Source organism: Clostridium sp. Marseille-Q7071 (genome assembly GCF_965112025.1).
The window spans coordinates 3,799,120-3,821,678 of record NZ_CBCOPR010000001.1 but is presented as its reverse complement, the minus strand read 5'-3'; the positions used below and the strand labels follow the sequence as shown (position 1 = coordinate 3,821,678).

Genomic DNA, 22,559 nt, shown 5'->3' with positions numbered 1-22,559 from the left:
GGTGAGAAGGTTTAACAAAGTTAAAAATATGCCTCTTATTTATAAGATAGCATTTATAACACTTATTGCTATGATTTCAATAGGAATATTTGCACCAGTATTAGCACCTTATGATCCAAATGCTATAGATATGACGAAAAGACTTCAAAGCATATCTAAAGAACATCTTTTAGGAACAGATGCATTAGGAAGAGATGTTTTTAGTAGAATATTATATGGTGCAAGGATTTCAATATTTTTAGCAATACTTGCAACTATATGTACAATGTTTTTAGGAACAACTATAGGAGTTATAGCAGGATATTTTGGTGGTGTTTTAGATAGCATAATACAAGTGTTAGTTAGTATATTTCAAGGGCTCCCGGGTCTTAGTTTTATGATAGCTATTGCAGGAGTTTTAGGACCAGGTATTAAAAGCTTAATAATTGCTATAGTAGTAACTTCCTGGGCAGGATTCTCTAGAGTAGTAAGAGGGGAAGTTCTAAAAATAAAAGAAGAGAATTATATAGAAGGTGCTAGGGCTTTAGGTGCTAGTCATTTTTATATAATAATTCATCATATATTGCCTAATATTTTTGCACCTTTTATAGTGCTTTTTACTGTAAGAATTGGAAAAGTTGTACTATCAATGGCATCACTGAGTTTTTTAGGACTTGGCATTCAACCACCACAGGCAGATTGGGGTGTAATGGTAAATGATGCTAAAACTTACTTTAGATCCTATCCGCATTTATTATTAGCTCCAGGAAGTTGCATAATGCTATTGTGTTGCAGTATAAACCTAATTGGCGATGGTTTAAGAGATCTATTTGACGAGAAAAAGGATTTCTTTAATCAATATCTTTAAAAGGATGTTTTAGTATGGAAGAAGATATAAAAATAGAAAATTTAAAAGTATATTTTAATACTAAAGAAGGGGATGTTAAGGCAGTAGATGGAATTGACTTAACATTGAAGAGAGGAAATATTATAGGAATAGTAGGGGAAACAGGCAGTGGAAAATCAGTATTAGGTCTCTCAATCTTAGGATTACTAGCTCAGAATGCTAAAGTGGGAGGAAATATACTTTATAATGATAAAAATTTATTAACTTTAAAAAATCAGGAATTAAGAAAAATAAGGGGAAAGGAAATAGCATTAATACCTCAAAATCCAGAAACAGCCTTTAATCCTATATACAATGTAGGTTCTCAAATAAGTGAATTATTTTATTATCACAACAAAGAAAAAAAGAGTAAAAGCAAGGAAAAGACTATAAAAATTTTGGAGAAATTCTCATTTAAAAACAGCAATAAAGTGTATAGTTCTTATGGATTTCAATTAAGTGGGGGAATGAAACAAAGAGTATTGTCAGCAATGGGTATGGCATTAGAGCCAAAATGGATAATTGCAGATGAGCCAACTAAAGGTTTAGATGCAATAATAAGAAATCAAGTATATGATGTTTTCAAAAACCTTAAAGAAAATATGGGAGTAAGTATGATACTAATAACCCATGATTTAATGCTAGCAAAGAAGCTTTGTGATGAAGTTATAGTAATGTATGCAGGGAAGATATTAGAAAAAGGTAGTAAAGAAGATATTTTTGAAAATCCTAAGCATCCTTATACTAAAGGATTAATAGATGCTCAACCTAATAAAAAGCTTATTCCTTTAGATGGAGTTGCGCCAAGTTTAACAGATTTACCAAAAGGATGTAGATTTCATCCTAGATGTAAATATAAGAAAAAATTATGTATGGAAAAAGAGGCCAATCTTTATAAAGTAGATAGCTGTGAAGTGAGGTGTTTTTTATATGATAGAGATAATAAATCTACGTAAGCAGTTTAAAAATGGAATAGTAAATAGAAATGTAGTTACGGCGGTAGATGGAGTATCTTTTAAAATTGAAAAGGGAAAGACCTTAGGTCTAGTTGGAGAAAGTGGATGTGGAAAGTCTACTTTATCAAGATTAATATTAAAACTTATAAAACCAGATAGTGGTAGAATAATTTACAACGAAGAAGATATTACAAACTATAGTTTTTCAAAAATGAGAGATTTAAGACGAGAAATGCAAATAATATTTCAACATCCTGATTCAGCACTAAATCCTAGAAAAACCATAGAAGAGAGTTTAATAGAACCACTAAAATTACATAAAATTTATAATGAAAATACTGCACAAAAATACATTAAAAACTATTTGAAGTTTGTTGGATTAAGTGATGAAGTTTTATCAAGATATCCTTATCAAGTAAGTGGAGGTCAAATTCAAAGAGTAGCTTTAGCTAGAGTGTTACTTTTAAAACCCAAATTTATCATACTAGATGAACCTACATCAATGTTAGATGTATCCGTACAAGCTCAAGTTATACAGCTATTAAAAAAAGCCCAAAAAGAATTTGGTATAACATATTTATTTATATCACATGACATAGATTTAGTTAAGGCAGTAAGTGATGATATAGCTGTAATGCTAAATGGTAAAATAGTAGAAATTATAAAAGCTGAGGAAATCTACAAAAATGCTAAAAATGAATATACTAAAAGACTTACAGAAAGCTTTATAAATTTTTAAAGGAGAGCTAGGAATATGTACTTAGATTATAAAGATATAGATTTTGAGGAAATATGGAAAAATAGAATTAGAAGTAAAAATGGGTATGAGAAACAGCGAGCTTTTGATGATGAAGTTGAAAGAGAGTTTTGGGAGAAATTAGCTCCTAATTATGATAAAAGTCCTACACTATATGATTATTCTAAAGAAGTATTTAAAATAGTAGAAAGTTTAATTGAAAAAGATAGTAGTTTAATAGAAATTGGATGTGGAACAGGAAAATTTACAATACCATTATCAAATAAGTGTAAAGATATATTAGCTGTTGATTTTTCAAAAGATATGTTAAAGGTATTAAAAGAAAAAATAGAAAATAACAACATAAATAATATAAGAATCTTAGAAGGAAAATGGGAAGATGCCAATATTGATAAAATGGATTATATACTATCAGTAAATTCTCTTTATAGGATATGGAATATCAAAGATGCTTTAAAAAACATGAATACTTTAGCTAAAAAGGCAGTTATAATAGTACGAACTATACAAAAACCTATGTTTAACCAATTCTATATGGAATTAGGAATAGAGGATCAAACAGTTTTAGACTACATATATCTTGAAAATATAATACATTCTTTAGGTATTTATGCAAATATACAATATATAGATGTAAAAAATAATATATATTTTAGCAATATAGAGGATATATATAGAAAAATAGAAGAAGATATAGGGAGAAAAACAAATAATAATATAATAGATAGTTTTATAGAAAAAAACTTTATAAAAGAAGAGAATAAGTATGTATATACTAATAACTCTAAAGTTGCAATTATATCGTGGAAGATATAAAATTACAGATTTATATGATTAATAAAAACAAAAAGCTGGTTAGTATGAAATTTACCTTAACCAGCTTTTTGTTTTATATTATGAACTTTGATATTTTTTTCTTTTAAATTTGAGAGCAAATATAGATGCAATAATTATAGATAATAATGAGAATATAAGAATAGTAACTAAATAAGAGGTATTTTGAGGAGTCTCAGATCCTTGAATTCTATCCTTTGGTCCTCTACCAAATTGATTATCTTTCATATTTTCATTATCAATATTTGGATTTTTGTCTAAGTTATCTTGAAAGTCTTTATTTCTATTTTCTTCCTTCATGCCAAAAGGAGAGTTTTTAATAATTTCAAGTACTGACTCATCAATACCCAAATCTTTAAGCTCTGCAATTTGTTCATCTGTAAGGATACCATCTTCAGAAGCCTGAATTATTTCCATAGCTTTTTCCATTGTACTCATATCAGGCATATTACCATCGCTAAAGCCATTTGGAAGGTCATTATTCGGATTTGGAGAATTATTTCCAGGTAATTTTTCACCAGGGAAACCACCATTACCGCCACCCATAGTTCCAAGAGCACTTAAATTAACATTTGTAGGAATATTATCATAAGTAGTTGATGGTTGAGCACCTGCAAGTTGAGCAGTTATACTTGAAGCTCTATCTTTTCCAAAAGAAATAAGTATTGGAAGAGAAGTTTTATATTCTTCGTAGGTATAAAAGGCAGTAGCATCATTCTTAACATAGTCTACAATAAGGTTATCTAGATTATTTATTGTAGATTTGAAAACTCCATTATCAATGTAGCTTGTCACTATTTCATTTAGATACTTATGATATAAATCTTTGTATTTGGATACTTCAAGAAGCTTAGATATAAGTGGACTATTTTCTAGAGTATCTGTAACAGGAGAATCGATAGGGAAATTAACGGCCTTTTCAGCATCGTTCATTTGAAATCCTGCGAAAGAAAGGTTAAAGTCCCATGGTAATATTTGAAAAATACCATTTTCCTCATAAAGGTAATAGTTATGTTTCATACTTCCAGCATAGCTGTCTAAATTAACTAAAAAGGTATTAACAGCAAAATATCTTAGTATTTCATCTACATCAAGATATTTTTCTAAATCAGTGCCTTCATTGAGATTTTTTATCATATTAATGACCTTTTCGTGATCTGAGGAATTAGTTTTTTTAAGTACAGCACTATTTAAAACGCTTGAGTAATTTGACGGGTCCTCACCATTCCATACAAGGTTTGTACCACCACCTGATCCCATACCTTTACCGCCACCTATTGGATTTTGTTCATTGCCTTCTCTATTAGGTCCTTCATTTAAATTAGCTTGCTCATTTAAATTGGGCTGCCCATTTAAGTTAGGCTGTTCATTTAAATTAGGCCTTTGACCAGGAGCAGCATCTGGAGCATTATTTGGATTTTGTCCTTGCTTACCATTAGGCATAGCACCACCTATTTTTGTGCTTTCAGGCTTATAAAGATTTCCTTCTAAAGTACCATAGTTTCTTTCTAGAAAGCTTTCCTCTATAACTTCTACAGCTAAGTAAAGACCCCAGTCTTCACCATTTATTTTTATATTTGCATAAGCATAAGCTGGTGTTGGAATTCCCATGGCAGTATATAAATCGTATGAAAGATACTCTTTCATATAAGTGGTATCTGACATAACATTATTTATAACTAATTTATTAAGGCCATGTAAAGTTTGTCCATCTACGTACTCATCAAACTTAATCTTAAAGCTATATCTATCGGTGGTGTCGTCACTTGCAATCATTGATAAGCTAGAGTTACCTTTAGGTCTTATGCCTACATTATAATATGTTTCACCATTAATTGAGATATTTGCATTTTTATATTCTTCTTCTGTTGCATTTTCAATAGTCCAATCCCAATCTTCTTGAGAAATATTTATATCAATTTCCATTACTTTATTTTTATCAAATACCTTGCTGATATATTCTGCTTCTGTAATAGAAGAGGTGTAATTTGTATTATTAGATAAAATTACAATTAAAGATGCAAACAAAAGGGATAATATCATAATAATAGATATTATGATATTAATAAATTTATTGGAAATCATTTTAACACCACCTAATATTAGGACATATATTCGCCATTGTAACTTACAAGAATAACATTATTTATACCTTGTATATGGCTAAGTTCATTTACGAACTTTGTTGACATTTCTTTTAATCTAATTTCAACAGTTAGTTCAATACCATTACTAGAAGAAACAGTTTTTGATTTAACAACATGTTTTTTGACGGATTTTTTTATATATTCTATAGCAGCATTTTCACTTTCATCGCTAGTACAGTTTATTACTAATATATAAGGATTATCTGTACTTTTTTTATTTACAAATATTATCATAATTACACCAATAAATGCTGAACCAAATATAGCAAGTGGTATGAGTCCAGCACCTAAAACAATACCGGCACTGATTGACCAAAATAAAAAAGCTATATCCATAGGTTCTTTAATAGCTGTACGAAATCTTACAATAGACAATGCACCAACCATACCAAGAGATAGGACCACATTTGAAGTTATTGCTAAAATGATTAGTGTAGTTATAAGGGTCATTGAAAGAAGTGAAGTACCAAAACTTTCTGAGTACATTACTCCTTTAAAAGTCTTTTTATATACTAAGAATATAAAAAGACCAATAGCAAAGGCTAATCCTAGTGCTATAACAGTATCTAATAAGGAAAACGTTGTTGCTTTTTCTAAAAAGCTTGATTTAAAGATATCATTGAAATTTAATTGGCTATTTCCATTCATTTTTATTACCTCCATTAATTTGTTTTAGCCGTATATTCTACAGGCTGCGTATTTTGAAACTGATGTACTTTGTCTTTCTTTTGTTTGGATTATATCTCGTATAATTTCTGGTAAGAATTCATCATATTTAACTTCTAAAATCATTGTAGTATCTACAGGCATTCCTAAAGTGGGAAGTTCAGAGTTAAAAAAGTTTTTAGCAAATAATCCAGTTCTAAGGTTACTATCTATGGTAATTCTTACATTACCAGGTTCGTAAATATATGCTTCTCTAGTATAATCCACAATAGTTTTAGGTCTTAAAAATTGGTATTTCATTTTTGCATAGAGCTCCTTAAGGAGATCGCTATTGGATTTTAAAAGCCATGAAGTATGATTTTCTAGTAGTAAATCACATTGATCCTTTGTTAACATTGCAGAATCCTTTAAGCATAAACCATTGATTTTACTTTTCTTTTCAAGCTTGATGACGGATGGTACATCATTATAAAATCGAATTCTAAATTTTTCACGGTTATTTACACCATTTATTTTTTCCATTAATGCTTTATCATTAAAATTATCAAAATATAAACTTCTAATTTTATATGTGCCATCAATTCCAGCATTTGTATCTAATTTGGCAATATGCTTAAGTCTATTTTTTATTTCATAGTAATCACAAAGGTTTATAAAATGTTTTATTTCATGCCTTGGCTTTATTTTTTTCATTATGTCACCTCCCTCTATCATGAAATTTACAAATAAATCATAAAATATAAACCTTAAATTAGTCTTAAACTTAAAGTTATTTTAAGATTTGTATGATAAAATTTGTTTAACATATCTTAAAAAAATAAAAAAAGAAAGTAAAAATTTATAAAATTAGAGGGTGATTATCTTGAAACTATTATTAATAGAAGATGAAAAGCAACTGTCAGAGGCATTGACACAACTTCTTATGAAGAATAAATATTTTGTTGATGCGGTATATGATGGAGAAACAGGTTTTGATTACGCAATGACAGAAATATATGATGTTATAATTTTAGATATAATGCTGCCAAAACTAAATGGACTAGAGCTTCTTAAAAAATTGCGTTCAGAGGGAATATCTACTCCAGTAATTCTTTTAACAGCAAAAGGGCAAATTTGTGATAGGGTTACAGGTCTTGATTATGGAGCTGATGACTATTTAGTAAAGCCCTTTTCGCCAGAAGAATTGTTAGCAAGGCTTAGAGCGCTTTGTAGAAGAAAAGGTGAATTTATTAATGAAAATATATTAGATTTTGCTGATCTTAGGCTTAATTTATCTACCTATGAATTAGAAGGAAAAGAAAATAGTGTAAAATTATCATTAAAGGAATTTGAAATAATTAGATATTTTATGCAAAGACCTAGAAATGTGGTTAGTAAAGATGACCTTATTATTAAACTTTGGGGCTTTGATTCAGAAGCAGAGTATAATAATATTGAAGTTTATATATCTTTTTTACGTAAAAAGTTATTACATATTGGATCTGAGACAGCTATAACTACATTAAGAGGAATTGGATATAAACTGGAGGATTAAAATATGTTCGACAAGCTTAAAAGAAAATTTATTATAATAAATATGACCCTCTTAACAGTAGTTTTTATTGCAATATTTTCAACCATATATATTATGACTATGGTTAGTGCAGCAAGACAAACAGAATTTACTCTTAATACTTTAATGCATGCACCTCCTAAGCCATCTCCTAATAATCCAGCAATTGCAACTAGTATTATTGTAGAGTTGGATAAGGAACATAATATAGTAGATGTTTTTTCTTTATTTGACATTGAAAAAGAATCAATTGAAGAAGCTATATCACAAGCTATAAAAAGTAAAGAATCTTCTAAGAATTTAAAGATAGAAGGTAGTAGTTATGCTTTTTTAAAGCAGGATACTCCGAGAGGTATGAAAATTGTTTTTGCTGATAGGAGTCCTCAACAGACAATGGCTATTAATTTGCTTAAAATATTCTTTTTAGTAGGAAGTATTAGTCTTATTATTTTGTTATTGATTAGTATGTATTTTGCTAATAGAACAATAAAACCTATTAAAGAAGTTTTTGAAAAGCAAAAGCAATTTATAACAGATGCATCTCATGAACTTAAAACGCCACTTACAATAATAAAAACCAATACAGCCCTAGTTTTATCTAATAGTGAAGAAACTGTAAAAAGCCAAAGTAAATGGATCGGATACATAAACTCTCAAATAGATAGGATGTCAAAACTTATTGATGATATGCTATCATTAGCTAAATTAGATAATCCTCAGCAGAAAGTGTATTTTTCAAGTTTTGATATTAGTAAAACCCTAGAAAATATTCTTTTATCCTTTGAAGCAGTACTTTATGAAAATAATATAGAGTTGGATTTTGACATAAATAAGAATATATTTATAAATGGTGAAAAAGAAAGTATTAAAAAACTTTTCAATATTCTTATGGATAATGCAATAAAGAATACTCCACCAAAGGGAAAAGTTTCTGTAAAGCTTAGTTGTGATAAGAGCAAAATAGAAATTGAAATAAAAAATACTGGTGATGGTATTCCGAAAGAACATATTGATAAAATATTTGAACGATTTTACCGAGTTGATGACTCACGAAATAGAGAGAGTGGAGGATATGGGCTTGGACTTTCAATTGCTAAATCAATTGTAAATGAGCATAATGGAAATATATATGTGAAGAGTAATATAAATGAATATACTTCATTTATTGTGGAATTACCTCAAAGTGTTAAGTAATGATTTTTATTTCATTTCGGAAAATTTTAGGGAGGGGATTTGTAATGAAAATAGAAATAATAGAGGCAAGCATTAATGATAAATTGGTAATAAAAAATATGATGGAGTTATATAACTATGATTTATCAGAATATGAAGATGTTGATTTAAATGAGCATGGTTTATATGATTATAATTATTTAGATAATTATTGGACAGAAGAAGATAGGCATCCATTTATAATTAGAGTTGATGATAAATTAGCAGGATTTGTTCTTGTTAATAAACATGGAGTTGATATCTCATTTTCAATTGATTATAGTATTGCAGAATTTTTCATATTAAAGAAATATAGAAAAAAAGGAGTAGGAAAGACTGTTGTTTTTAATGTTTTTGATAGATTTCATGGAGTTTGGGAAGTAAAACAATTGCCAGATAATAAGATTTCGAATGTTTTTTGGCATGAAGTAATAAAAGAATACACTTTAAATAACTTTGAAGAACTACCAAAGGGCATAGAAAGTTGGAATGGTCCAATCCAAAGATTTAACAATAATAAAAGCTTTTTAAAATAATTTAAGTTTAATTTTTTAAGCTACATTTATTAAAGATGAATAAGATACTGTAAAGCTTAATTTAGATACTACTAAATGCATATTATTTTTAATGATAGTTTTGCAATTTTAAGATATTAAACATAGGACAATTATATTTATATATCACAAATGTAAAATTGAATAGTTTCTTAAAAACACCGTATTATTCAGAAATGAATTTTACGGTATTTCTATGTTACAATTAAAATATTTTTTAAAAAGCAATTGTAATGGAAATATCAAAGTATCATAAATATATTGAAATAATAGTAATTTTAACTTTGAAAAAGGCATATGGAATAGCTTAATTTAATAATTTAACATATTCAATGATAATATAAATTAATCATTAAAAAATATTATACTTACTAAAATATAAATATCTATAAAGGAAATATTATTTATAATAAAAATATGTATTTTCATGGAGCAATTTTATAAATGGAATTGCTCCATATTTCTTTGTGGTTGATTTTGTTAACCAAAATCAACCATTAATCCATTGAGATTTTTAACCATAATAAGTAAAATATAGGCAAGAGGTGTGATTCTATGAAAGAAATAAATATTGCAAGAACACTTATAGATAAGAGAAAAGAAAAAGGCATTACTCAAGAGGAGTTGGCAAAATATATCGGGATTTCAAAGGCTTCTGTCTCTAAATGGGAAACAGGACAAAGTTATCCAGATATTACTTTTTTACCGCAACTTGCAACTTATTTTAACATTAGTATAGACGATTTAATGGGATACGAGCCACAAATGTCAAAAGAAGAGATTTGTAAGCTTTATAACAAGTTAGCATCTGATTTTACATCAAAGCCCTATGATGATGTTTTAAACAATTGTAGGGATATCATCAAAAAATATTATTCTTGTTTTCCACTCTTACTACAAATGGGAGTATTGATACTTTTTCACAGCAATCTTTCAAAAGATATAAATAAAACCACTTCTCTAATTATGGAAGCAAAAGAACTTTTTATTAGAGTAAAAAAAGAAAGTGAGGATGTGGAGCTTATCAAACAAGCACAATACATGGAAGCAAATTGTTATATTGCTCTTAGAGATTCAAAATCAGCTATTCAATTACTTGAAGATATAAATAAGCCATTACTTATTGTAGAAAATCTTCTTGCAGCTTCTTATCAAATGGAAGGCAAAACAAATGAAGCAAAATCTACATTGCAAATGGGAATATATCAATATGCTGTAAGTCTATTTAGCCTTTTTCCTTTTTATCTTATGATATGTATGGATGAGACTAAAGGATATGAGGAGATATTGCATCGTGCATTCTTAATAGAAGAAGCCTTTAATATGAAAGAACTTTTGCCTGCTGCTTCTATAGAACTTTATATAATAGCTGCACATGGGTATATAGTGCAAGGAAATTCAGAAAAAAGTCTTAATATGTTAAAGAAGTGTACAGAACTTTTAACAAGTAATACTTATAAATTAGAACCTTACGGTGATAACTTTTTTAATTTAATTGATTCTTGGATAAATAAATTAGATTTGAAATTTTGGGTTTATAAAAAATGAAAAAATAATTAAACAAAATATTATAGATTTAATAGTGAATAATCCAGATTTTTCACCTCTTTCTGATGACTATTCTTTCCAAAATATGGTAAAAAAAATTGGAAAAGTTAAAGGAGAAATACAATGAAAACAAAAATTAAAAAAATAGGTAAGATAATTCTTTGGATTATAGGTATCATTGTAGGGTTGATAGTATTGGCTATGCTTACAGGTTTTACATTGCATAATACTTATTATAAAAGTCAACTAAAAGAAATAAAACCTTATGGTGAAATGGTTGAAGTAGATAATGAAAATATGCACGTTTATTCCATGGGGGATGGAGAGGAAACTATTGTACTTCTATCAGGTTGGGGCGACTCTCTACCATCAGCAGACTTTGCTCCTCTTATGCGTAAATTAAGTAAAAAATATAAAGTTGTGATGGTGGAATATTTTGGGGTTGGATTTAGTGACGAAACGGACAAGCCGCGTACTTCTGAAAATTATATGAAGGAAATTAGAACTTCTCTTGATAAAGCAGGTTTTAAACCTCCTTATATATTAATGCCACACTCAATATCAGGTGTTTATAGCGAATATTATGCTACAAAATATCCTAAAGAAGTTAAAGGTATAATTTTACTAGATACTACTTCAACAGCATTTACAACAAAAATAACAGAAGATATGATAAGACCCCTTTATGTTGGGAAATTTAGGCAAAACATAGGGCTATCAGGATTATTATTAAGTTTTACTCCAGAAGATATATTAATAGAAAGTAATACATTTATAGCACCAGAGAATGGTCATACACAAAAGGAAATAGAGGATTTTAAAAAGTATTATAACTACGCTATAAATGACACAATAATTGAGCAGTCTGAAAATCTATATGATTGTATAGCAGAAGTTAAGGATTTGCCATTTCCAGAGGATATTCCTGTATTAAAAATTATAGCTAAACAAACAATTGAAAATGCAGGAAACATGGAATATCAAGAATCCCACTTAGAACGTTTGGGCGATAACGCATCCTATGTCATACTTGATGGCTCCCATTTAATTTATCGAGAACAAGCTGAAGAAATTATAAGACTTACAGATAAGTTTATATCCAATTTGAAATAATAAAGCTTGATTTTATGTAGAAAATGACCAAACTATTAAAATACAAAATATTTTAATAGTTTATATTAGCTTTGATAAGTAATTTACAGCACTATATTAGGTGCTTTTTTTTATTGAAATACATTAGAAAGTTGAAGGTTCATATTATGTAGGGGCGAACAGTGTTTGCCTGAAAATACAAGTTGATTGCCATTATCAGATATTAAGATGACAGTTGATGTTTAATATAGATATTAATTCTATATATAATGACTAATGCTGATTAAAGAATGGATGAAGATATATAAATTTTAGTACAAAAATAATGATTTTTGAAAACTGAATAGTACAGCATTAGAAATATTCACTACCCAAATCATGAAATATATTAATGAATATTAAGTAAAATATGTTATAATTTTCATAACTAATTATTTGTTGTAAATTATGATGAAGTAAAGATTGTTTATAATTGGGGGAGGTAAACATGATAAAACGAGAAAAATTAGCTAACATTGCAAAAGAAGAAGCACAAAAATGTTTTCATGGGAATGTAATGAATGCAGAATCAAATATACAACCAATAGCCAATTTATTCCCTAAATGGTCATTAGAAAATTGGGATGGTAAATGGTGTGCTGCTTTTGTTTATTATTGCTGTATAAAGACAGGGTTTAATATACCAGTAAAATATCCAAATGAAAAAATAACTTGTAATTTTGCAGGGTGCAAAGCGTGGGAGCTATGGGCAAACCTATCTGAAAATAAGTTTTATTATTCAAGAGAAGATAAAGAATTTTTGCCTGATAAAGGGGATATTGTACTATATGATAAGGTATTTTGCGATGAGCCTCATGATCATATAGGAATAATTATAGAAGCTACAAAAGACTTAATAATAGTAGCAGAAGGCAATATTAATAACGTATCTGGAGTTATTGAAAGAAAGAAAAACAATCATATTAGAGGTTATATTAGAATTCCTAATGATTATGATTTCAATATTAAACAAGGTTAATAAAATGGAACTGTAATTTATAATAATTTTATTAAGAGTCATAACAATAATGAAGTCTTCTAATATTAACACTAGAAAAATGGACAATTTGTTAAAATGTCGCATTATTCAGAAACAAAATTACGGTATTTTTACTGTTATGATTCAATATAAATGAAGAAGATTATTAAATTAAGTAAGAGAAGATTAAAATGAATTTTAAAAAGAGAAAAATATTGGTTATTATCACTATCATTATGATTAATCTATTAATAGGATGTGGAAAAAATAATTTTATGGATAGAGTTTATAATGATGATAGTAAAATAGCTAATGACTCTGATACTTTTGAATTAGATAAAAGTGATGAAACAATAGAGGAAGGAGTATACAAGGGAAAAGTAAAATTAAGTGGAAGTGGAACTATTTGGACATATGAAAGTGATGAAGATTTTGATTTACAAGTTCCATATATATTATCAGTAAAAAGTGGAAAGGCAAAAATTGTTTTAATATCACCTGACAATACAGTTGTTACTCTTGTTGAAAATACAGCCAAATCAAGTGTAGAAGGGAATACCACCTTAACTATACCAATTAAAAAAGGTATTAATCGCATAAAATTAGTTGGGTATAAAAAGGCAGATATTGAACTTGAACTGCATATAGAAAAAGGTACATTTAAAAGTATATAAATGAAAAGATATTAAGTCACATGTAGCAAGTTTTATGAAGATTATGAAATTAAATTTATAAGGGATAAATGTAAAGGACTTATTTAAAAAGTGTATATAAAAATTAAATTTATACATTTTTTAAGAGGTTTCGTAAAAATACTAGAGAATTTTATAAGTTCATTCTAGTATTTTTTTATTTTTAGTAGTTATTAAATTTACTATTAATTCAAATACATTTATTATAATAAGTGTAATAATATTAAATGGTTATAGAAATAATTATTTAATATTATAAATTTAAGGATGAAGTATTTTAGTAAGTAAAAAGGTTAATATTTAGTTATTAAAAAATATGAGGTGGTTTATATGAAAAAGAGTATTTTAATTATAGATGATGATATTGAACTATGTAGATTACTTAAAAGATGCATGGAAACTGAAGGATATGAGTCAGATGTTGCTCATACAGGGATAGAAGGTTTGAAGTTTGTTAATAACAAGGACTATCATTTAATTATATTGGATATTATGATGCCAGAAATGGATGGAATATCTACATTAACTCATATTAGAAAAATAAAAAATACGCCAGTGCTAATGCTTACAGCAAAGGGTGATGAAATGGATAAGGTTTTGGGACTAAAATTGGGTGCGGATGATTACATAACTAAACCTTTTAGTTTATCTGAATTAACAGCTAGAGTGCAATCATTAATTCGTAGATATGTAGTGCTTGGTGCTGTGGCAGAAAAGCCACATTGCATGGCTTTTGGACCTCTTATTATAGATACTGCACATATCCGTGTCACTTATAATGGTGAAAATATTTCACTTACTGGAAAGGAATACGATTTATTATATTTTTTAGCATCTAATCCTGGACAAATTTTTACCAAGAAACAGATATATCAAAACGTATGGCAAGAAGATTATGCTTATGATGACAACAATATTATGGTACATATTAGAAGATTACGAAAAAAAATCGAACCAGACCCAGAAAATCCAATATACATTTTAACAGCTTGGGGTATGGGCTATAAGTTTAATGGAGAAGCAGGCAATGAGTAGGGAAATTATATGGTTTATCATTATTTTAGTAATAGTTCTTGCATTTTTTATTTATCGTGAATGGAAATATCGCCGCCGTATCCAAGAGACTTTGCATATTTTAGATAATATTATTGAAGGTAATGAAAATCGAAAAATTCATGTTGGAGCTAAGGAAGCTATCGCCCCTTTAGTATTTAAAATTAATCAATTAGTAGACTCGTATCAAAAAGATAAAGTAAGGGCATTTCGAGCAGAACAGGCAAGGAAACAAATGTTATCTAACTTATCTCATGATGTACGAACTCCATTAACATCTGTTCTAGGATATTTAGATGCATTATGCGATGGTATGGCTGGGGAAGAAAGTGAAGAATATCTTCATATTGCTAAAAATAAAGCTTATGCATTAAAAGAATATATTGATGAACTATTTACTGTAGCTCAAATAGATGCTAACGAAATACAACTTGTCTTTGAACCAATTGATTTATTTGAATTACTGCGCAGTGAACTTATTGGCTGGATTCCAACATTACAGAAAGAAAATATAACCTTGGAAGTTCAAATTCCTGATGAGGAGTGTTTTGTAAATGGAGATCAACATGCATTGATTCGCATTTTTAGTAATTTACTTCAAAATGCTTTTCGTTATGGTAAAGACAATCATTTTATAGGGGTATCTGCATGGGAGGATGAAACTGATGTTCATTTTGAAGTTTGGGATAAAGGTCATGGACTATCTTCAGATGAAATATCTAGGGTCTTTGAACGGCTTTACAGAGAGGATTCTTCAAGGTCAACTAAAGGTCATGGCTTAGGTTTAGCTATATCTAAGGAACTTGTTCAAAAGATGCAGGGAAGAATTTTTATGGAAAGTACTCCACATATAAAAACCTTTGTGCAAGTTTCTCTACCAAAAAGTAAGAAAAAGTAAGAAATGTGTAAGCTCCATGTCAGAACTACCATATAGAATAAATATATAAGCTATTTCAACTGATAATTAACAATTTGGGATATTTCTTAGGAATAGCTAATAGATTTAGAATTGATTCTTTTAAAAGTGATTTTGTTGCTTTTTATAAAAAATAGACAGTTATATTTTAGTAAGAAAACAATTAAGGCAAGGAGCGATATAGATGGAAAATTGGATTTTAGAAACTAAAGCACTTACAAGAAAATTTGATAAACAAATAGCAGTGGATAGTATCAATCTTCATGTTCCTAAAGGTCAAATTTATGGACTTTTAGGTCGTAATGGAGCAGGTAAAACTACAACACTGCGTATGATTATGGGGCTAGTTCAACCTACCTCAGGTGAGATTGAAATATTTGGGAAGAACTTAATGAAGAATAAAAAAGAAATTTATCCTCGTATTGGATCAATTATTGAAAATCCTGGATTTTATCAAAATTTAACAGGGAGCGAAAATCTCAAAATATTAGCTCGGCTACGTGGAGTTCACCGTTCAGATGCTATAGAATATGCACTTTCAACAGTAGGGCTTGACAAAGAACCAGAGAAAATAGTATCTCAATATTCTTTAGGAATGAAACAGCGTTTAGGAATTGCAGCTGCTATTATGCATGAACCAGAGTTATTAATTTTGGATGAACCTATAAATGGCCTTGATCCTATAGGTATACAAGAAATGCGAAATTTTCTTATTAAATTATGTAAAGAAAATCATGTAACCATTGTTATTTCAAGTCATATTCTTAGTGAAATTGAACAATTGGCAGATAATATTGGAGTTATTCATGATGGGAAATTACTAGAAGAAGTATCTGTTGAAGAACTTAGAAAAAGAAATCGTAAATATCTTGAATTTCAAGTATCTAACGAGAATAAGGCAGTTATGCTTATAGAGAAGCACTTTAATATTACAGATTATGAAGTTCATGAAAAAGGGAACATTCGTATATATTCCCATTTAGGTGAACAAGGAAAGATCAATAAAGTATTTGTAGAAAATGATATTGAGGTATTAAAGATTATTATAAGTGAAGATAACTTAGAAGATTACTTTATTAAACTAATAGGAGGTGGCACTATTGGCTAATTTATTATATACTGAACTTCTAAAGCTTAAGCGATCTAATATGTTTTGGGTAAGTATTGTGGGAGCGATAGTAGCACCTTTTATGTGCTTTATAGCATATGTAATGCAAAAGGCCAAAAGACCTGATATACCTATTGAATTTAATGTGGTTTTTTCTGATACTAATTTATATGTTGTTTTTCTAATTGGAGTACTTTTATATGGGTTGATTACTGCCTATCTTTTTAATAGAGAGTATGTTGAAAATACATTAAAAAATCTATTAACTGTACCTGTATCAAGAATAAGCCTTATTGTGAGCAAGCTAGTTCTACTATTAATTTGGATTATGGTATTGACTATAATTTCTTGGGTTATGACTTTAATTTTTGGACTAATAGGACAGTTTGAAGGTTTAAACACTACAATATTGATAACTTCATTTAAAGAGTATATCATAGGAGGTAGTCTTCTTTTTCTATTGTCAACTCCAATTATATTTGTGACACTTTTATTCAAAGATTATGTACCAACCATTGCAGTTACTATAGCCATAACTATGGTAAACGTGCTAATTTCAAATTCAGAATATAGTGCTTTATATCCATGGTCAGCAATACTAGCTATAGCAACTAATATTTTTCGTCCAGAATACCCTCCAATATATTCTTATATTTCTATTTTTATTACGTCTATTATTGGATTTATAGCAACAGTGATTTACTTTAAAAAGGTAGATATTCATTAATAGAAATATGTATTTGAATAAGATATATTGGAAAATAATTGGTAATTATAATAATCTATTTGAAATTATACTGTGTATTTAAGGAATCATGATATTAGCTATCATCGAAGAAAATACATTAAAATCTTTAGCTAGTTATTTTTCTCTATGTCTAAATAATAAATTAGAAAAAGGTGATTAAATGGAAACAATAATTTTTATAATAAAATCTATAATATTAGGAATCGTGGAAGGGATAACAGAATTCTTACCAGTATCCTCAACGGGGCATCTTGTTATTTTTCAAAATTTAATAGGATTTAAAGGAACTAGTACAAACTATGTTGAGATGTATACATATGTAATACAGCTTGGAGCAATACTTGCAGTTGTTATACTTTACTGGAAAAAGATAAAAGATACTCTTGTGAACTTCTTTCCACAAAAAGTTGGGTATGAAAAATCAGGATTTAAGTTTTGGTTTATGATATTTATTGCTTGTATTCCTGGAGGTTTTTTTGGGATACTACTAGATGACTTAGCAGAGCAGTACTTATTTACACCAATATCTGTAGCTATAACCTTATTCTTAGGTGGTATATGGATGATATATGCTGAAAAGAAATTTAGAAATAATAATAGAAAAAATGATGAGCTAAATGTTACACCAAAGCAAGCAATATTAGTTGGATTATTTCAATGTTTAGCTATAATCCCAGGTATGTCACGTTCGGCTTCAACTATTATAGGGGGATGGGTAGCAGGACTTTCTACTGTTACAGCTGCTGAGTTTTCATTCTTTTTAGCAATTCCAGTTATGCTAGGAATGAGCTTCTTAAAAATTTTAAAGATTGGCGGTATATCTATTCTTACATCTCCGGAAATTATTTCTCTTGCAGTTGGTTTTGTAGTTTCATTTATAGTGGCACTAGCAGTAATTAATAAATTTATTTCATATTTAAAGAAAAAACCAATGAAGGTATTTGCAATTTATAGAATGATATTTGCAGTTGTAGTTTTAGCTGCAGGATTTATGGGAATATTTTAATAAAATATATAAGGCTTTCTTTCGGACAAGCTTTTAGGTTAAATTTAGAAACATTAAATTTTATATAATTTAAAGTAGTGTTATCTTACTTTGTTACAGTAGGTATATTCTCTAATTTTAGTAAGTAATTGTTTTTAGGGGATTTTTAAAAGTTGAAAAATATTTAAAGTTTATCTTGAATATTTAGAAATTACCTTTGGACAAGTTATTGATAAAAGGTATATCAAGTTTAGTCATTTGAAAGAAAATAAAAAAACAAGGATATTACTATATTCTAAATTTATGAAATAAAATAGCTAGTTAAAGATGCGAAATATATGAGCATCTTTAACTAGCTATTTTTAGATATGTCTCATGCTAGACAATGTGTCGAGTTCTACTAATAGTAGACCTATGAACAGAAACTTACAACCTAGAATAATGGAAAGTAGGTTGATATACTGATCTACTATTTTTTGAAGATACCTTATTAGTAAAAATCAACTTAGCAAAAATGGATAAGCGGATGGTAATTAGCTCTGATATTATAGAATCATAGATTGGGGAGGGAAAACATGGATTATAGAGCTTGTATTCAACAAAGTATCGACTATATTGAGATTCACTTAAAAGAAGATATTACAGTAGAGAAGCTAGCTGCATTAGCTGGATTTTCATCTTATCATTATTACAGAGTATTTCAATTCTATGTAGGGCTACCAGTAATGAAATATATACGGAAGAGACGTATAGCTTATGCTGCCACAGAGCTACTTGATGGACGAAAAATCTTGGATATTGCTCTAGACTATGGCTTTGATACCCATGCAGGCTTCACTAAGGCATTTCGTAAATCCTACGGTGTATCTCCAGAACAATATCGAATTCATGCAACTAAACGGATTCCAGAGAAAGTGGACTTAATGAAGTTAGCAAAATATAAAATAATAGGAGGAATTATTATGCAACCTAAATTTATTGTCAAACCAGCATTCAAGTTAGCAGGTTATGAACTAAAGACTACTTCAAATGATGGAAAGAATAATACGGAAATTCCAAAATTTTGGGGCAGATACTTTGAAGAAAATTGGGCAAAAACTTTACATGAAAAAATTACTCCAGTTAATCATGCAGAACTGGGTGTTTGTCTACAACCAGATATGAAGACAGGAAACTTTTCCTATATAATTGGGGTAGAGGTAAGAAACTTTGATAATATACCAGAAGGACTTTTCAAAGGAGAAATAAATGAAGCTACCTATGCTGTATTTACTACACCACCATCAGACCGTAAAGATAATGGATTTACTAATACTATTCAAGGCACATGGAATTATATTTGGAATGAATGGTTTCCAGAATCCGGTTATGAATATGCGCCAGATGGAGTAGATTTTGAACTATATGACGAGCGTTGCTATGGATATGAGGGAATTGTAATGGATATCTATATACCAGTAGTGAAAAAAGAGTAGAAGAGTATTTTATTTATGAAAATGTTCAATTAAAATATCTATATTTATTTATATAATATCCGATGTGATACTTTTTGTTATCATGTCGGATATTTTTTTATTAGTCTGCTAGATGAATGAAGATACACTTTTATAGTAGTAAATTTAGTATTGCAAAAATACTTAAAAATTCATTCTTTTAATAAAATTTCATAAGTGTATTAAAAGAATAAATAAGAGAATGAAATCGATAAAATATTAAGCTAATTTTGTATAAGGACTTTTAGATGTATGAAAATTGTAGTTTTTATTGATTTATTAAGAAAAAAAATATAAGAAATATAATTAATAGCAAAACAAGCCAAAACTATGAAACAAGCTACGCAATAAAGAGATAATCTAATCCTATCAACAATAGTGATAGGAAGAATTTCTATTTGCTTCAATTTGGAGATTTTCATTTTATAAGAAAGTAGATTTATAATCTAGTTACAGATTTTAAAATCATAGTAATTTAATAGGGGAGTGTATATGCTAATGGATTTTATTTTTGTAGTCATATTACTAGCAAGTTATGGATTGTTCTATAGATTTGTAAAATGGTGTGATTATCAAATTAACCCAAAACAGATAGATGAATAATAGTATTCATTATTATAATGGAAAATATTGGGAGGTTTAGTATATGGATATTCTACAAATAGTTGTAACATTGATATTATTTATGTTGCTTATAGTACCAGTAGGCACATATCTCTATAAAGTGGCAAGTGGGGAAGGGTCATTTGTCGATCCAGTCTTTGATAAAGTAGACAATTTTATATTTAAAATTACAAAAGTTAAAAAAGAGGAAATGAACTGGAAAAAATATGCTACATCATTATTGTTATTTAATGGAGTAATGATTCTAATAGCATATTTGATTTTAAGAATTCAAAATATAATTTTTTTAAATCCCAATGGTATAGATAGTATGGAGCAAAGCCTTAGTTTTAACACTGCTATAAGTTTTATTACCAATACTAATCTTCAAAATTATAGTGGAGAATCAGCATTATCATATTTTAGCCAGATGAGTGTGATTACATTTCTTATGTTCACATCTGCATCAACAGGTCTTTCAGCAGCCTTAGCTTTTATTAGGGGACTTGCGGGGCATAAAAAGACTGTTGGAAACTTTTTTGTTGACCTTGTAAGAATTATAACTAGAGTAGCCTTACCGCTATCAATATTCGTTGCATTACTTTTTGTGTGGCAAGGAGTACCACAAACTTTTTCACCGAATATTACGGTTAATACCATTGAAGGGAAGTTTCAAGATATAGCTCTTGGACCAGTAGCTTCTTTAGAATCTATTAAACACATTGGAACGAATGGCGGAGGTTTCTTTGGAGCTAATTCTTCACATCCTTTTGAAAATCCTACACCTATAACAAATTTAATAGAAATACTATCAATGATGGTGATACCAGGATCCTTAGTTTACACTTTCGGTTTAATGATAGGAAAGAAGAAAGAAGGATGGACAATTTTTAAAGCTATGGCAATATTACTTTTAATAGCAATTCCTATTTGTTATTATGCTGAAATGAGAGGAAATCCTGAATTAGCTAATGTGGGATTATCGCAAATAGCAGGAAATATGGAAGGAAAAGAAGTTAGATTTGGTATAGCACAATCGTCACTTTTTACAACTATAACAACAGCATTTACGACGGGAACTGTAAATAATATGCATGACTCCTTAACTCCTTTAGGTGGGATGGTAGCACTATGGAATATGATGCTTAATGTAGTCTTTGGTGGAAATGGTGTTGGGCTTATGGGAATGATTATGTATGCAATATTAGCGGTATTCTTATGCGGACTTATGGTGGGACGTACGCCAGAATTCTTAAGAAAGAAAATTGAAGGAAAAGAGATTAAGCTAATTGCCCTAGCAATAATTATTCATCCATTAATAATATTGATGCCATCAGCTATAGCACTTAGTGTACAATCAGGACTTGAAGGTATAACAAATCATGGATTTCATGGATTAACTCAAGTGCTTTACCAGTATACTTCATCAGCAGCAAATAATGGGTCAGGATTTGAAGGGCTCATGGATAATACAATCTTTTGGAATAGCACTACAGGAATAGTAATGTTACTTGGTAGATACATGCCAATGATATTATTACTTGCAGTTGCAGGGTCTTTTACAGCAAAGAAGGCATTACCAGAAAATAATGTATTTTTTAGAACTGATAACGGAATGTTTGTAGTTATAATAGTGGCTGTTGTGGTAATTATAGGGGCACTGACTTTCCTTCCTGCTTTGGCACTAGGACCAATTGCAGAACATTTAACCTTAGGACAATAGGGAAAATAGGCTTTTATTAAAGGAGTTAATTATTATG

The 22,559-nt window shown here is 28.9% G+C and carries 21 protein-coding genes; 18 read left to right on the top strand and 3 right to left on the bottom strand.

The window, feature by feature from the left end:
• Position 1 precedes the first annotated feature (1 nt).
• Genes ACWPW7_RS18215 through ACWPW7_RS18200 form a run of 4 tightly spaced genes read left to right on the top strand, consistent with a single transcriptional unit; the run spans position 2 to position 3,394 of the window.
• Positions 2 to 847, top strand: coding sequence for an ABC transporter permease (locus ACWPW7_RS18215; protein WP_454054652.1), 846 nt, complete (start codon positions 2 to 4; stop codon positions 845 to 847).
• Positions 848 to 861: 14 nt separating this feature from the next.
• Complete coding sequence (locus ACWPW7_RS18210; RefSeq protein ID WP_454054651.1) at positions 862 to 1,821, top strand: ABC transporter ATP-binding protein; 960 nt, start codon at positions 862 to 864, stop codon at positions 1,819 to 1,821.
• Positions 1,796 to 2,560, top strand: coding sequence for an ABC transporter ATP-binding protein (locus ACWPW7_RS18205; RefSeq protein ID WP_454054650.1), 765 nt, complete (start codon positions 1,796 to 1,798; stop codon positions 2,558 to 2,560). The genes ACWPW7_RS18210 and ACWPW7_RS18205 overlap by 26 nt, the downstream gene beginning before the upstream one ends.
• A 15-nt stretch (positions 2,561 to 2,575) precedes the next feature.
• The gene (locus ACWPW7_RS18200) at positions 2,576 to 3,394 is read left to right on the top strand and encodes a class I SAM-dependent methyltransferase (protein WP_454054649.1); all 819 of its coding nucleotides are present in this window, start codon (positions 2,576 to 2,578) and stop codon (positions 3,392 to 3,394) included.
• Positions 3,395 to 3,472: 78 nt separating this feature from the next.
• On the opposite strand, the gene ACWPW7_RS18195 is transcribed toward ACWPW7_RS18200, so the two are convergent.
• The 3 genes from ACWPW7_RS18195 to ACWPW7_RS18185 are packed head-to-tail and all read right to left on the bottom strand — an operon-like array spanning position 3,473 to position 6,918.
• Entirely contained in the window at positions 3,473 to 5,497 is a 2,025-nt protein-coding gene (locus ACWPW7_RS18195; protein WP_454054648.1) for a CotH kinase family protein, read from the bottom strand.
• Between the two features lie 17 nt (positions 5,498 to 5,514).
• Complete coding sequence (locus ACWPW7_RS18190; protein ID WP_454054647.1) at positions 5,515 to 6,207, bottom strand: DUF4956 domain-containing protein; 693 nt, start codon at positions 6,205 to 6,207, stop codon at positions 5,515 to 5,517.
• Positions 6,208 to 6,231: 24 nt separating this feature from the next.
• Positions 6,232 to 6,918: a polyphosphate polymerase domain-containing protein gene (locus ACWPW7_RS18185; protein WP_454054646.1), complete on the bottom strand. Its 687-nt coding sequence runs from the start codon at positions 6,916 to 6,918 to the stop codon at positions 6,232 to 6,234.
• A gap of 169 nt (positions 6,919 to 7,087) precedes the next feature.
• On the opposite strand from ACWPW7_RS18185, the gene ACWPW7_RS18180 reads away from it, so the two are divergent.
• From ACWPW7_RS18180 to kdpA, 14 genes are all read left to right on the top strand, one after another.
• Complete coding sequence (locus tag ACWPW7_RS18180) at positions 7,088 to 7,759, top strand: response regulator transcription factor (protein WP_291565261.1); 672 nt, start codon at positions 7,088 to 7,090, stop codon at positions 7,757 to 7,759.
• A 3-nt stretch (positions 7,760 to 7,762) separates the two neighbouring features.
• Positions 7,763 to 8,971 (top strand): sensor histidine kinase, encoded by a 1,209-nt coding sequence (locus ACWPW7_RS18175; RefSeq protein WP_454054645.1) that lies wholly within the window; start codon positions 7,763 to 7,765, stop codon positions 8,969 to 8,971.
• Between the two features lie 44 nt (positions 8,972 to 9,015).
• Positions 9,016 to 9,525, top strand: a complete 510-nt coding sequence (locus ACWPW7_RS18170; protein WP_454054644.1) for a GNAT family N-acetyltransferase — start codon at positions 9,016 to 9,018, stop codon at positions 9,523 to 9,525.
• Between the two features lie 573 nt (positions 9,526 to 10,098).
• Positions 10,099 to 11,091, top strand: coding sequence for a helix-turn-helix domain-containing protein (locus tag ACWPW7_RS18165; protein WP_454054643.1), 993 nt, complete (start codon positions 10,099 to 10,101; stop codon positions 11,089 to 11,091).
• Positions 11,092 to 11,214: 123 nt separating this feature from the next.
• The gene (locus tag ACWPW7_RS18160) at positions 11,215 to 12,204 is read left to right on the top strand and encodes an alpha/beta fold hydrolase (RefSeq protein ID WP_454054642.1); all 990 of its coding nucleotides are present in this window, start codon (positions 11,215 to 11,217) and stop codon (positions 12,202 to 12,204) included.
• A 466-nt stretch (positions 12,205 to 12,670) separates the two neighbouring features.
• Positions 12,671 to 13,201, top strand: coding sequence for a CHAP domain-containing protein (locus ACWPW7_RS18155; RefSeq protein WP_454054641.1), 531 nt, complete (start codon positions 12,671 to 12,673; stop codon positions 13,199 to 13,201).
• A 191-nt stretch (positions 13,202 to 13,392) separates the two neighbouring features.
• Positions 13,393 to 13,875, top strand: coding sequence for a 50S ribosomal protein L7ae (locus tag ACWPW7_RS18150; RefSeq protein ID WP_454054640.1), 483 nt, complete (start codon positions 13,393 to 13,395; stop codon positions 13,873 to 13,875).
• A gap of 348 nt (positions 13,876 to 14,223) precedes the next feature.
• Positions 14,224 to 14,928 (top strand): response regulator transcription factor, encoded by a 705-nt coding sequence (locus ACWPW7_RS18145; protein ID WP_454054639.1) that lies wholly within the window; start codon positions 14,224 to 14,226, stop codon positions 14,926 to 14,928.
• The gene (locus ACWPW7_RS18140; RefSeq protein ID WP_454054638.1) at positions 14,921 to 15,844 is read left to right on the top strand and encodes a sensor histidine kinase; all 924 of its coding nucleotides are present in this window, start codon (positions 14,921 to 14,923) and stop codon (positions 15,842 to 15,844) included. The genes ACWPW7_RS18145 and ACWPW7_RS18140 overlap by 8 nt, the downstream gene beginning before the upstream one ends.
• 202 nt (positions 15,845 to 16,046) lie before the next feature.
• Complete coding sequence (locus ACWPW7_RS18135; protein ID WP_454054637.1) at positions 16,047 to 16,970, top strand: ABC transporter ATP-binding protein; 924 nt, start codon at positions 16,047 to 16,049, stop codon at positions 16,968 to 16,970.
• Complete coding sequence (locus tag ACWPW7_RS18130) at positions 16,963 to 17,697, top strand: ABC transporter permease (RefSeq protein WP_454054636.1); 735 nt, start codon at positions 16,963 to 16,965, stop codon at positions 17,695 to 17,697. The genes ACWPW7_RS18135 and ACWPW7_RS18130 overlap by 8 nt, the downstream gene beginning before the upstream one ends.
• Before the next feature lie 181 nt (positions 17,698 to 17,878).
• Complete coding sequence (locus ACWPW7_RS18125) at positions 17,879 to 18,724, top strand: undecaprenyl-diphosphate phosphatase (RefSeq protein WP_454054635.1); 846 nt, start codon at positions 17,879 to 17,881, stop codon at positions 18,722 to 18,724.
• A gap of 554 nt (positions 18,725 to 19,278) precedes the next feature.
• On the top strand, positions 19,279 to 20,178 hold the full coding sequence (locus ACWPW7_RS18120) for an AraC family transcriptional regulator (protein ID WP_454054634.1): 900 nt from the start codon (positions 19,279 to 19,281) through the stop codon (positions 20,176 to 20,178).
• A 664-nt stretch (positions 20,179 to 20,842) separates the two neighbouring features.
• Complete coding sequence (kdpA, locus tag ACWPW7_RS18115) at positions 20,843 to 22,522, top strand: potassium-transporting ATPase subunit KdpA (protein ID WP_454054633.1); 1,680 nt, start codon at positions 20,843 to 20,845, stop codon at positions 22,520 to 22,522.
• Positions 22,523 to 22,559 lie beyond the last annotated feature (37 nt).